10 protein-coding genes are annotated in these 13,950 nt (G+C 46.1%); 8 read left to right on the top strand and 2 right to left on the bottom strand.

All coding sequences use genetic code 11. The features are described from left to right. The first annotated feature begins 61 nt into the window (after positions 1 to 61). Positions 62 to 865: a MerR family transcriptional regulator gene (locus LG211_RS13415; RefSeq protein WP_269477740.1), complete on the top strand. Its 804-nt coding sequence runs from the start codon at positions 62 to 64 to the stop codon at positions 863 to 865. Here LG211_RS13415 and LG211_RS13410 read toward each other — a convergent pair. Both LG211_RS13410 and LG211_RS13405 read right to left on the bottom strand, forming a co-directional pair. Continuing rightward, entirely contained in the window at positions 860 to 1,762 is a 903-nt protein-coding gene (locus LG211_RS13410; protein ID WP_148397545.1) for a DMT family transporter, read from the bottom strand. The genes LG211_RS13415 and LG211_RS13410 overlap by 6 nt on opposite strands. Positions 1,763 to 2,123: 361 nt before the next feature. Beyond that, positions 2,124 to 2,774, bottom strand: a complete 651-nt coding sequence (locus tag LG211_RS13405; protein WP_269477739.1) for an NlpC/P60 family protein — start codon at positions 2,772 to 2,774, stop codon at positions 2,124 to 2,126. A gap of 604 nt (positions 2,775 to 3,378) precedes the next feature. Between LG211_RS13405 and LG211_RS13400 the strand changes: the two genes are divergently transcribed. The 7 genes from LG211_RS13400 to serS all read left to right on the top strand — a co-directional run bounded on the left by LG211_RS13400 (position 3,379) and on the right by serS (position 13,942). Continuing rightward, positions 3,379 to 3,717: a hypothetical protein gene (locus LG211_RS13400; protein ID WP_269477738.1), complete on the top strand. Its 339-nt coding sequence runs from the start codon at positions 3,379 to 3,381 to the stop codon at positions 3,715 to 3,717. A 204-nt stretch (positions 3,718 to 3,921) separates the two neighbouring features. Next, positions 3,922 to 4,080, top strand: a complete 159-nt coding sequence (locus tag LG211_RS13395) for a hypothetical protein (protein WP_269477737.1) — start codon at positions 3,922 to 3,924, stop codon at positions 4,078 to 4,080. Positions 4,081 to 4,289: 209 nt separating this feature from the next. Next, positions 4,290 to 4,847, top strand: coding sequence for a hypothetical protein (locus LG211_RS13390; protein WP_148397543.1), 558 nt, complete (start codon positions 4,290 to 4,292; stop codon positions 4,845 to 4,847). Positions 4,848 to 4,865: 18 nt separating this feature from the next. Beyond that, positions 4,866 to 7,703, top strand: a complete 2,838-nt coding sequence (locus tag LG211_RS13385; protein WP_148397542.1) for a zinc ribbon domain-containing protein — start codon at positions 4,866 to 4,868, stop codon at positions 7,701 to 7,703. Between the two features lie 38 nt (positions 7,704 to 7,741). Next, the gene (locus tag LG211_RS13380; RefSeq protein WP_148397541.1) at positions 7,742 to 10,624 is read left to right on the top strand and encodes a UPF0182 family membrane protein; all 2,883 of its coding nucleotides are present in this window, start codon (positions 7,742 to 7,744) and stop codon (positions 10,622 to 10,624) included. Positions 10,625 to 10,741: 117 nt separating this feature from the next. Further along, complete coding sequence (locus tag LG211_RS13375) at positions 10,742 to 12,658, top strand: type I glutamate--ammonia ligase (RefSeq protein WP_269477736.1); 1,917 nt, start codon at positions 10,742 to 10,744, stop codon at positions 12,656 to 12,658. A 9-nt stretch (positions 12,659 to 12,667) separates the two neighbouring features. After that, positions 12,668 to 13,942, top strand: a complete 1,275-nt coding sequence (gene serS, locus LG211_RS13370) for a serine--tRNA ligase (protein ID WP_269477735.1) — start codon at positions 12,668 to 12,670, stop codon at positions 13,940 to 13,942. Positions 13,943 to 13,950: the final 8 nt, after the last annotated feature.

Below are 13,950 nucleotides of genomic sequence, written 5' to 3'. Positions count from 1 at the left end.
TTTCCTTATAACAAAACGACCGTTCCTTTATTGTAACTCCGATAAGAAAAAGGTGGACAAGATGCCAGATCAAAAGGAAAATAGCAAAGCATTCCTTAAAAACATAAAAGATATCGCAAAGCTCTTCAATGTACCCAAGTCCGCGTTACGCTATTGGGAGAAGAAAGGATTAATTTCCCTGGAAAGAAATAAGGAAAACGATTACCGAGTCTATTCCAAGAAATCAATTTCTGAAATACAGGATTTGCTCATGTACCGTTCTCTCGGTCTGTCCCTCAAGGACATTTGCCGAATCAACCAAGCGTCCGTAGACGATAACATCGATATGATTGCCAAAAGGCGCAGTGTGCTGGAAAAGGAAATGGAAAAGCTGTCGAATACGATGAGCAAGCTGGATTACAGGATTGAACGATCCAATGAATATAAGGCGCTGCAAAATGCCCCATTTCAGCCATGCAAGCCCGATCCCTTCATTCTTTTGCCCTGGAGTTTTGAAAATTCCATCATGGAATTATACGTAAGCAGTATAAATACGTTTTGTATGATCAATGTCTATGAGCCTCCTTACGATCGGTGTCTGGAGGGTATCGCTCTACCCCTTGATCACGCGGATCAGATACCGGAAGGGGTAGCGCCCCTTTGGGCACTGAAACAGCCAGAAAATCAGTACTTGTCGTTTCTCTTTCGAACGGAGTACGCCTTCCCGTGGGAGCATAATCTGAAAGGGGATCTAAAAGGGCTGCATGAACTTGGTAATACGACGGGCGTTGTGATTAGCAAGTTCCTGACAGCCGGGTCCGAAAACGGCATTAAATACGATTACTATAAAGCCATGGTTGAGATTATCGGACCGGTTTCTTTATAAGTCTGATGACTTCTTCCTGGTAATGCTGCTGATGACGATCGCGGCAACAATGAGAATTCCCCCGATAACCTGAACGACTTTCAGCTGCTCGTGCAAAAACAGGCAGCCCAATATGGTTGCGGAAACAGATTCTAAGGGGAATATGACGCCTGCCTGATTGGCCGAAGCATATTTCACGCCTATGGTAAACAAAAGCTGCGTAATAAATGTTCCGCAGATGATTAAATATAAAAACTCCAACAGAATGGACGGCGTCATAACGATGCGCGGCGGCACTTCCATAATCACTGCAAAGATGACAGCGATGACAAACGTAAATAAGAACTGACAGCCTGTGATAAATTCTACAGATGTTTTTTTCGTGTAATAATCCGCCGCCACGATGGCACCTCCATAGCCGACGGCGCTGAGCAGCGATAAAAGTTCGCCGGTGCCGATTGACAGACTCCCTGTGGAAAAACCGGTTACGGACATGATACTTACGCCTAAAATTCCCACGAAAGCGCTGACAAAAACTTTACTGGGTGGCCGCTTTTTTTCGATGCACCATACCATAAATGGAACCAGCACAACATATGCAGAAGAGATAAACGCGTTAATTCCGGCGTTGATCATCTTCAATCCCATGATCTGAAGCGCAAAGGCCAGGCCGAACAAACTCCCGCAGACGGCTCCCCGTCTCCAATCCTGCCGGGTGGCCCTGGCAAACTGCTTCCGCCATATAACGAGGGCCAGAACAGACGTGAAGAACGTTCGGATAGCATTGCTCCAATTTGGTTCGATCAAGTTCAAAACATCTTTTGCAACTACATATTCGCCGCCCCACAGGAGTGCGGCAATGATTAGGCTTAAAACCCCGGCCGGGGCCCCATATTTCTGAATAAATTTTTCTAACAAACCTTTCAGCCTCTTTCCATCAATCCAATATTCTTACCTATCATGTTAGCGTATCCTGTAACTGTAATGTCAAGAAGATTTTAAAAATTTCGTAAATTACAATACAAAGATGGGACGATGACAATACGACGACATCAACTACAACCACCACATCGGATGGGGATACATTGGATAATGCCGATTCGGTCCAGACCGGTGCCGATGTCGATCTCAGCTTGTAGGGGAATGCTTATTGCCATGACGATCGGGATGACCATAATCTTCAGCAGCAAAAAAGCGCTTAAGCAAAAATAAAACGTAAAAACCAGAATGCCAGTATTACAACAAGTATGCTGGTTTTATTCTTCCTGAATACATGTCGTTAATTAAACACTCGTTTTACCCCTTTAATTCTGCTCCGGCGGCCGTTCTTAATCGGCTGGATCACTACTTTGTTAGGCCAGGATTCGATTACCTTTCCACCGCCCAGATAAATGGCAATGTGGTTGATTGCTCCGCTGGGACCTTGGTAAAAGATCAAATCGCCCCGCTTCTTTTTCGTATAAGACGCGGTCTTTAACTTTTTGTTCTTCCAGATATTTCGCGATTCAAATTCGTACCCCGGCTTGGAATGCCTTACACAACTGACCGGATAAGGATCGATGCCGGACGCGTACAGCGCCTGCATGATCAGGCCTGAACAATCCGCACCCTGGCGGGGTTTTCCCGAAGCTCCTACCACGTAGTTTGAGCCCAGATATTTCTTGGCGGTACTGATCATCGCGTCGATATGGTCCTTTTTCGTGCTGGAAGGGTCTACTATGATCGGTGAAACATAGGCTCCCAGGTTGTACCAGGAACTTTCCGAAAAACCCATCATTAACCACGTAGCTTTATTAACGACGCCGGTTGCCTTTAATTTTTTTCGCTTTTGAAAGGCTTTGACTTTCCGTTTTGTTTGAGCAGTGTAGCGAGGCCAATATTTATTCCCAATATGAAAATAACGATTGACCTTCTGGACTTTCAGCCCCATATATCCCACCTTTAAATTGTAGCCGCCGGAATGCTTTAACTTTATTTTATCCTGGATTTGAATATATTTTGAGGGATTTTGATAATACCTTTGAGTCTTTATGGTTATACTGCTGCTAGTGAAAGCCGCTGCTTGGTCGCTTTCCGGAACCACAAAACGCCATGCGGAGGAGGGAACCTTCCACCAATCATTGGGGAAAACGGCGGTGAGGGCAGCGCTGCTTGAGTCAGGCAGCTGAAAGTTTTTTTTCGTGAGCCACTGTCCGTTTTGGTATAACTGCAATTCGAGGGTTCTTCCATAAGCCGGGGTTACAGTAATATTTTGGAAAATTGTCTGCCGTGATTTTTTTGTGAATTTTTGAAAAATTCCACTAACGGAAGTATCCGCTTTGACTACGATTACATGGATAACGGGAAGTGCAGTAGATGGGTTTGTATGAAATTGAGCGGGAAACGTTGGTGTGAATGTATAATTACCTGCCCGATCGGCGCTGAAGCTCGGCCTTGAGTTCCAGTCCGCATTGACGGCTATAAAATCAGAGTTATTTTCAAAGCGGACCCGGAGTTCTTTCGGAAGATTGGGAGATTTTCCGGAGCCAATTTTAATGGTTTGCCGAGATGTGTTGGATGGCAAACTATCAAGTTCTGCAATGATTTTTTGTCCGGAGCTTTGGGCGTCTGATGGTGCTGCGGCTGGCTCTGCACTGCTTTGCCCAAAGACAAGGACTGAGAATGAGGAGCAAAGTACGACAACAGCTAATACCGTGCAAGTGGTTCGAAAAAATTTCAACATGATGTACCTTCCTTTTATTATATTGAATACGGGTCTATTTGCCAAAACGAATGATACCATTTTTTATTCTTCTGGTAAACTGAAGAAGCGGGAAAAGCGCTTTTGCAAGCTTCGGATATGGGCGGTTTCATATGTAAATGGATATTATTAATAGTTCTTGCGGTTGCAGTTCACCGGCACTTTACCCAGTTCGACTTTCTTTTTTCGGTCACTTTCTTAGTGAATGACCTGCCTTCATTCCTTCCACTGCAAATCAATCAAAGCCAAAAAAACACATGCGTATAAAAATTCCTCATTTTTCCGCACATACAAAATGCACGGTCGGAACAAAATAATAAACGAGGAGGGATGAGAAATGAAAAACAACCAAAACAACAACAACCAGAACAACAACAACAACAACCAGAACAACAACAACCAGAACAGAAGCGAAAGAAGTGAAAGGAACGAAAAAAATTCACAGAACAATCGTTTCAACAACGAAAAGAACCAGAACAACAGATCTGAGTACTAATTCTTACGGCAAAAAGAGCAGGATGTCTCTCCTAATTATTGGAGCGGGGGTACCCGCTCTTTTTGCGTATGGAATTTCCTGAAGCTTTCTGTACTGTTGTGTTTGCTATTGTTTTAACTTTGTAGTATAATATTAAAAGTTATAATCTCGGTGAAGTACGCCAAGACAAATAGAAAGGCCGGGATATCTTAAAAATAGGAGATTTTAGCATGACGACAATAGCTTTGCCGATACTTGCAGTAGTAGCTGTCGTGATCCTGCTGATTCTAGTGATCACTCTGATCCTATGGCGGAAACAATCCGCTGCGCAGCTCACGGCTCTGGAAAATATCGAAAAGCGTCTGACTACAGTGGAAAAGGCTTTAACCATCAGAATCAGGCAGGAAGCAGCGGCAGTGTCACGGCAGAACACGGCCAGCATTCAAACAGGACAAGTGCAAGAGACGGAACCGATACAAAAAGAAAACGTGAATCCGGAACCGCCGCCGGCAGAAAAACACGGCGAATATACAGCGGAGGAGGATAAGGGACCGGAGAAAAAACAACATGAACCAATAAACGCTCCGGAAGAATCCTCTCACGAGCCAGAAACGATACAGACCGCTAATATTCCGAACATAGAGGCCACAGAAAAAGCTGAGCCCGACGTTCAGCTGACAGATACTTTGGACAAGGGCAGCGAAACGCCCGCAACGTCAATTTATAATATTGGAAAAAGCGGAAAAATCTATACAAAGGAAGAACTTGAATTACTTATTAAAGAGTAACAAGCAGAGGAGGAACTTATGTATTGTAGAAATTGTGGACAAAAATTGGCAGACGGGGATAAGTTTTGCAGTTCCTGTGGAGAAAAAACAATTTTAGCAAGCGAAAACGATAAACCGGAGAATCTGGCTGCGGACGCAGAGGAGAAAACTTCGCACGCACAGGCTGAAGGGCAGCCGGAAGAAAAGGCTCCTTTGTTTGAACCATTTGACTTTAAGTCACTCGATCTTGGAATAGACCTTGGGCTGGACGACTCTGCAGGAAAATCCAAAGAATCCGGGTCCGTGACACCGCCGGTTGAGGATTTTGATTGGAATATACATACATTCCCGGGACAACGAGTGGAAAAGACAGAAGAAATTGATTTTAACTGGTCGATGAGTCCTGAAGAATTGGAGGCGGCACAGCATAGAAGCGCGCCTGCGCAGACGCACACGGCTGAAACAAAACCAGCAGGAGAAATAGTGCAGGAAACGATTAACTCGGCAGACGCCAAACCACAGCCTGCATCCGAAACTATAAAACAGCCGGATGAAGGGCAAAAACCTCAGGCAGCGTCCAGCCTGGAAGAAGAACTCTTCGGAGGGCTGGACAGCAAGGCTGACGAAGCTAGAAAACAATCCGAGCAAATCGACAAATTTTTTACTTTTAATAAAAAGAACGAAGAGTTTCAGAAACTTTTAGATCGGGAGTATGAAAAGATAAAATCCGGGAATATACTCTCTGAGGAAATGAACACAGCGGCGGCCGCATCTGAAGAAAAATTTGCTTCAAGAAAGCCGGAAGACCCAATGGAAGAACTTTTTGCTGCCGAAGGGGTCGTAAAAAGCTACGAACCGAAACCAGTAGAAACCGATGTGCTGGACCGCATTGAGGCAGCAGAAGCAGAAAAAAAAGCCAGGGAAGAAGCGGCCAGAATCATAGAAGAAGAAAAAGCCAAGGCCAGAGAAGAAGAGGCGGCCAAAGCCAAAGCAGAGGCTGAAGCTCTTGCAAAGGCGCAGGCAGCGGAAGAGGCCGCACGGCTGAGACTGGAAGAGGAAGCTAAGCGGGCTGCGGATGCAAGAGCGGCGCAGGAAGCTGCCGAACGCGAAAAAGAACGAGCAGCAGCTAGAGAAGATACAGAAGCAGCGATGAAAGCAGAAGCAGAAAAAGCCAGAATCGCGCAAGAAGAAGCAGAAGCCAAATTAGCTCAGGAAGCGGCAAGACTGCGGGCAGAGGCGGAAGCCAGAGCCAAAGCAGAAGCAGAAGCTAAGGCAAAAGCCGAGGCAGAGGCCAAAGCAGCCGCAGAAGCTAGAGCCAAAGCAGAGGCGCAAGCCAAGGCTCGGGAAGAAGCAATTGCGCGGGCAAAGGCGGAAGAAGAAGCCAAGGCTGCTGCGGCTAAAGCTGCGGAAGAAGATCCGCTCAACCATATTTCTGAAATGGTGCGGGCAAGAGAGACCTTCTTTGGTCAGCAATCCCTTGAGGATGCGCTGAAAGAAAACGAGCCGCTGCAAGAGGAACAGCCGATTCCAGAAAAGACAAAAGCCGTTGATAAAGCCGCCATTCTCGCAGGAATGGCAACTGCCTCTGAGATGGTACAGCGGGACCGGCAAGCAGCAGCAGCCGAAGCCGCGGCCAAGGTAGCGCCGCAGGAAGAGATACCAGTTGAAGATTTTGCATCTGAACCAGTGGATATGCCTGATTTTTTGGGACACTTTGAGGAAGAGCCGGCAGCATCTGTGCCAGCTGCAGATACGATTGAAGAAATTGATATTCTCGACGAACTCCAAGATCTTTCCGTCGAAGCGGAGCCGGCTCGTTCGGCAGAAGAACTGGAAGAAATCCCGGCAGAGCTTTTCTCCTTTGATGATCTGATGGGGGAAGAAGCGCAGGATCCGGCTCCGGATGAACCTGCTGCGGAAGCAAAACCAGTATCGGACGAGACTCTGATTATGTCAGAAGAATCCGTTGCCGATATTTTAAATAATCAAACAGAACCAGCTCAACAGCCGATGGATGCGACCATGGTCTTCCCGTCCGATTACAGCCCGGCGGAAGACATTAGCGAAGCCATTGAACAGACTGGAATTGCGGACCATATGGAATTTGAAGATGAAGAAGATGAGGATGAAGAAGAAAAGGGCGGAAAAGGCAGAGTGGTTCTTAAAGTCTTCCTGGTAATCCTGATCATCCTGCTGGCAATCGAAATTGCCGGCGTTGTGATTAAGCTGACTGCGCCAAACAGCGGTGCTGCCAAGTTCATCGACAGCCAGCTCAACAAGGTGATCCATCTCTTCACCGGAAACGATGCTGAATATACCTTTGCCATGGAGAAGGAAGATATTCGTGAGGAGCCGATGGAAGACAAGACGACGTTAATTCAGGCTGAAATGGGCAAAAATAAGGATGGAAACATCGCGGCTATCGAATACAACGCGGATTTAAAATTTGATCCGGACAAAAAATATGAGAATCAAGATTTGAACCTGACCCAAAAGCTGGCGGATGTTACCTGGTACAAAGACGCTGAAAACAAACAAGTGTATTACGACCAGGCTATCGTTGGAGCGATCATTGCATATGACTCGCAAAAGGTAAACCTGATCAATAATAATGACACTAGTGTTCTCAATTTAATGCAGCAAGGAACGGATCTTTATAAAGAGGTCAAACAGCTGGGCAAAAAAGGCATGAAAGAGACTTTCAAGACGCTAAAAATTGGAGAAATTAGACAAGCGGGCAGCTCCTACTTTGTCTGGGTATCCGAAAAAGTGTCTGATACGCAAAACGGAAGCAAGCAAAATTCCACAACAAAGCGAATCTATGAACTGCAGCCGGATAACGAGATTATGAAAGTGGTAGCCAGCTATGAAATTTAACCTTTATATATGTAGTATCACAAAAGGGAGGAACTGATTTGAAAAAGAAGAAACTGGGCTTAAAAGGATTAATCATCGTAATTCTTTTGCTCATCGTATTGTTCCTGAGTCTTATTGGGTTTATAACAGACTTTTTATGGTTCAGAGAACTGGGGTATGTAAGCGTATTTCTCAAAAAGCTGATTACTCAGCTGGAAATCGGAATACCTACATTTATCGTCATCACATTCTTGGCGTATGTCTACCTGAAATTCCTCAAACGAGGATATTTCAAAAAGGTGGAATCTAATGAGGAGACAAACCATAAGAGGCTGAATCTCATATCATGGGGAATGGCAATCGTCTTCGCCGTACTGGTCACCTTTGTTTCTGTGACCCAGCTGTGGTTTGAAATTCTAAAATTCGCCAATAGCACAGGATTTGATATTTCCGATCCTTTATTCAATCTGGACGTATCGTTCTATGTATTTAAGCTGGCATTCATTAAGGAGCTTAACCAGATTTTAATCGGTGTAATTATAGCCTTTGCCATATTGACGCTGCTTTATTACGCTGTGCTCCTGTCGGTTCGGACGCCTCAAATGTTTGAGGAAAAAGAAGAACCTTTTGAAGAAGAACCCTTCACCGGTCCGCATGACGGACCTAGAACCGGATTTGACAATGTAACCGACATGTTCGGCAAATTCGGGGAAGCCTTTACCGGCAAGAAAAGCGGCATGAACCGTGCTCCAAGACGGAAAAAGCAGTTCGATGACAAGAACTTTATGCACCTGATCAGCATTGCCGAAAAGCAGTTGATTATTGTGGGGATTTTGTTCTTTGTTATGGTTGCAATTAACTTTTTCCTGAAGCAGTTCGATCTGCTTTATGGACATACGGGAACGGTCTACGGCGCCGGATTCAGAGATGTCAACATTACCCTTTGGGTATACCGTATCCTTATGGTCCTTTCCGTGGTAGCAGCTATTGCTTTTGCCATTGGCATTTCCAAGAGAAAATTTAAGACAGCTGTGGTTGTACCGGTCATTATGATTGTAGTAGGGCTGGTTGGCGCAGGCGCAGGTACCTTGATCCAGAATTTGGTCGTATCGCCTGATGAAATCAACAAAGAAAGCAAATACTTGGAACGTAATATTGAATATACCAGATACGCATATGATTTGGGGGAAGTGACGGTCAAACCCTTTGCGGCCAACAATGACCTGAGCAGCGAAGACATCGCTAACAATGCGGAGACGATTTCCAACATCCGTATCAATGATTATGAACCAGCGGAAAAATTCTACAATCAAACACAAAGTATCAGACAATACTACACCTTTAATGATGTCGATGTGGACCGCTATATGGTTAACGGTGAATATACTCAGACATTCCAGTCAGCTAGAGAAATTGATGAAGAAAAGATCAGCGATACATGGCTGAACAAGCATCTGAAATACACCCATGGATACGGACTTACTCTTTCCAGAGTTGACAAGGTGACTTCCAGCGGCCAGCCGGATATGCTGATTGACAGTATCCCGCCGATTTCCGATGTACAGGAAATTCAGATCAAACGGCCGGAGATCTATTTCGGAGAAAAAACAGATAATTATATCTTAGTAAATACCAACGAAGAAGAGTTCGACTATCCGGACGGAGACAACAATAAATACGCCACATACGAAGGTGATGCCGGAATCAAACTCAATATGCTGAATAAAATGATGTTCTCAATCCGCGAGCGCAGCCTCAAGCTGCTGGTGTCCAGCAACATTGACAGCGACTCAAGGATCGTCATCAACCGCAACATCGAGGAACGAGTTCAGAAGATCATGCCATACTTGGAATACGACAGCGATCCATATATCGTGACAGCTGACGGAAACCTTTACTGGATGATCGATGCGTACACGACCAGTACCAGATATCCGTATTCCGAACCGTTCGATGAGACGAACAACACCAATTATATCCGGAACTCGGTTAAAGTTGTTATCGATGCATACAATGGAACAACCAATTACTACCTGGTTGACGATACGGATCCGATTGCCAATACCTTCAAAGAGATTTATCCCAAGCTCTTCAAGGATTTTGAAGAAATGCCGGAATCTCTCCAGGCGCATATTCGTTATCCGAATGTACTCTTTAACATTCAGGCCAACGTGTACAAAAAGTACCACATGACCGATGTGAAGGTATTCTACCAGAAAGAGGATATGTGGGATGTGGCCGATGAAATTTACGGCACAAAAGAAACCGCGATGACGCCGAACTACTATATCATGAAGCTGCCGGGAGAAAAGAGCGCAGAATTCGTTAACTCGATCCCGTATACGCCGAAAGATAAGAAGAATATGACCGGTCTTCTGGTGGCACGAAATGATGGAGAAAACTACGGACAACTGGTTCTCTATCAGCTGCCGAAGAGCAAGATTATTTACGGGCCAATGCAAATCGAAGCGCAGATCGACCAGAATACGGAGATTTCTAAGGAATTCTCCCTGTGGGATTCTGCCGGATCCAACTACAGCAGAGGAAATATGTTCGTCATTCCGATCGAAGATTCCCTGCTCTATGTAGAACCGGTTTACCTGGAGGCGAAAAATTCCAGTATTCCGGAAGTCAAGCGTGTTATTGTCGCTTACGGCGACCAGATCGCATATGAAAGCACGCTGGCAGATGCGCTCAATTCCCTGTTCGGTGAAGGAAGCGCCAAGGAAAGCCCGGGCAGCGGCGATGCCGAGGCACAGGAGGGACAAAAGACCGACGATGCACTGAGCCAGGCAGAACTGGCAGCCAAGGCGCAGGAAGCGTTCACCAATGCGGAGAAAGCGCAGAAAGACGGCGACTGGGCCAAATACGGCCAGTACCTGGATGAACTGCAGAAGTATCTGAATCTGTTGGCACCGCCAGCAAAAGAAGCTGAAGAATAAAACTTCAGAATCATTTAGAATAAGTAAGGGTTTTAGGGGACATTCTTTTTGCAGATTTTGTAAAGAGGATGTCCTAGCCTGTTTGAGAACCATAAATTTGAAAGGAGTATTGTTTACATGTTTGATTTCGACTTGGATAAGATGCTGTTTACCATACCGGCGGGAAACCATTCGCCGGAGGAAATTACCAGCCTTCTTCGGGCCCATCCCGAAGTTCGCTTCGTTTCACTGGTAGGTTTGGACATCGGAGGTCATGATACAGATGAAAAGATCCCGGTAAATCTCTTTATCGAGGATATGGATAAATTTCTTAACTCCGGCGTGCAGACGGACGGATCCAGCGTAGTCCTGCCGAAGATCGCAGAATTAAATAACGCAAAAGTGGATATCATTCCAGATACAGAGGTAAACTGGTATGTGGACCATAATTTTAAACATGTGGACAGAGAAACCGGGCTCCCCATAGGAACCCTGCGTATTCCTTCTTTTCTAATCCACAACGATGTGGCGGAGGTAGGCTCGAGGGTAATTCTGCGGGATGCCATTATCAACTTTAAAAAAGAGCTCTTACAAATTATTAAGGAAAATCCTTATATCTTCGATCACCTGGACATAGACGGCGTGGATCAGATCGAAAAGCTGGAGATCACAGCGGCCACAGAGTTGGAGTTTTGGGTAAAAACCCCGGATGACGAAGCGGACCGGGAGCAGCTGTCAACGGCGCAGATTCTAAAAGAACAGTATTGGAAGAGAACCATTGGCCCGGTGCGGACGGCTTTGGAAGAAGTGATGCTGGTTCTGGATAAATACGGCGTTGAGATGGAGATGGGCCATAAAGAGGTCGGCGGGGTAAAAGCCAAAATTGGAAACTCGGGAAATTATGACCACGTAATGGAACAGCTGGAAATCGACTGGAAGTTTTCCACAGCCATTCAGGCTGCGGATAATGAAAATCATATCAAATACGTGGTGCGAGATATTTTCCGTATGCACGGGCTGGAAGTGACCTTTATGGCCAAGCCCATGGAAGGCGTGGCCGGAAGCGGAGAGCATACCCATATGGGGCTTGCCGCCAAATTGAAAGACGGCCGCAGGATAAATCTGTTTTCGGCAAAGGACATGAAAGAGGAATTCCTCAGCCCCATCGGTTTCGGCGCGCTGATGGGAATTCTCAAGAACTACGAAGTGGTAAACCCCTTTGTCAGCGCTACAAACGATGCCTTTAACCGCCTCAAGCCCGGATACGAAGCGCCTGTCTGTGTGGTTACCTCTTTGGGCCACGGCGTGGAAATGCCCTCCAGAAACCGGACCGTTCTCGTGGGACTGGTCCGGGATGTGGACAATCCGCTGGCAACACGCTTTGAACTGAGAGCGCCCAACCCCAAGAGCAACACCTATCTGATCCTGGCATCGTCTTATATGGCTATGTTAGATGGGATCAAGGCGGCTCTGGAAGGGGAAAAAACGCCTAAAGAGCTGGAAGCGTCCATCTCCAAAGAGTACGGACAGGAAGATTTTTATCTGGAAAAAGACCGGCTTTACAGAAGCGAGCTGGATGTGTTTGAAGAATATACGGAGCAGGAGCGGAATGAACTCTTCGGCCGGGTGCCGCGGACAGTGTGGGAAAACATCTGCGCCTTTGAAGACCATCCGCAAAAGCTGAAAGTATTCCAGCAGGATGATGTCATGACACCGATTACCTTGGAATCTTATAAAGAAGCGATTGTAGCACAGTGGGCGACCGAGCTTCATAACCGAATCGTGCCCAATACTATGGATCTGATCCGCCACTGTGTCAAATGTCATGATGAGGGCGACTGCGTAGACTACGATGTGGTCTACTGGGAAAAAATCAATACGATTCGCAACTTGCTGGGAAGAGATAAACTCAATGAACAGTGCCTGCTCACAAGAATCGTCCGGGCGCTGGATAAGCGGGACTTTGAAACGGCTTCCAACCTGCAGATCGAAATGCAGGAAAAGGTAAAAGAACTAACGGATTTGTACATAATATATAAGAAAAATTTATTTTAGGAGTGAGCCATGTTAGATATCAGAAGAATTAGAGAAGATTTTGAAAATGTAAAAAAAGCCGTCGAATCCAGAGGACAGGGTGATTTCGGGATCGATCAGGTGCTGGAATACGATAAAAAAAGGCGGGAAACGCTGGCAAAAGTGGAACAGATGAAGAACCAGCAAAGCACTGCTTCCAAACAAATTCCAAAGATGAAAAAGGCCGACGAAGATCCAAGCGAGCTGATGAAGGAGCTGAAGGTTCTTTCAGAAGAAATTAAAGCGCTGGACGGGGAAGTCAGCGATGTGGAAGAAAAGCTGAGAAACGCCCTTCTCAACATTCCCAACACCCCATACAAAGACGTACAGGTGGGCGCCGATGACAGCGACAATGTGGAGCTGCGCAAGTGGGGCGAGCCGAGGAAGTTTGACTTTGAAGAAAAAGCCCACTGGGATGTGGGCCAGGATCTGGATATCCTGGATTTTGAGCGGGCAGCGAAAATCTCTGGTACCAGATTTACCGTTTACAAAGGATTGGGTGCCAGACTGGAACGTTCCGTCATCAACTTCATGCTGGATCTTCATACAAGAGAACACGGTTTCACGGAGATTCTGCCTCCCTTTATGGTCAATCGGGACGCGATGACAGGAACCGGCCAACTCCCCAAGTTTGAAGATGACATGTTCCATGTGCCGGCTAAAGACTTTTTCTTGATTCCTACAGCAGAGGTGCCGGTAACCAATCTGAGAATGAATGAAATCCTCAGCTATGACGAACTGCCGGTTTACTATACCGCATATACGCCCTGTTTCAGAAAAGAAGCGGGTTCCGCGGGCAGAGACACCAGAGGTCTGATCCGCCAACATCAGTTTAATAAAGTAGAGCTGGTAAAATTCGTGCATCCTGATGAATCCTACAAAGAGCTGGAGCTTTTAACAAATGCGGCGGAAGAAGTTCTGCAAAAGCTGAATATTCCTTATAGAGTTGTGCGGCTTTCTACGGGCGACCTGGGATTTTCTTCGGCAATGACCTACGATATTGAAGTATGGATGCCGAGCTATGGCAGATATGTAGAAATTTCATCCTGCAGCAACTTTGAAAGCTACCAGGCGAGAAGAGGAAACATCCGTTTCCGCCCTCAGGAAAAGGGCAAGCCGGAATTCGTTCATACCCTCAACGGATCGGGTTTGGCAGTAGGCAGAACGGTTGCGGCGATTCTGGAAAATTATCAGCAGGCCGACGGTTCGGTTGTGATTCCAGAGGCGCTTATATCCTATATGGGCGTAGACAAGATTACCAAATAAAGGAGCGA

Source organism: Hominibacterium faecale, from assembly GCF_020734085.1.
In the GTDB taxonomy this organism is placed as follows: domain Bacteria; phylum Bacillota; class Clostridia; order Peptostreptococcales; family Anaerovoracaceae; genus Hominibacterium; species Hominibacterium faecale.
This window is presented reverse-complemented; position numbering and strand designations above follow the sequence as displayed.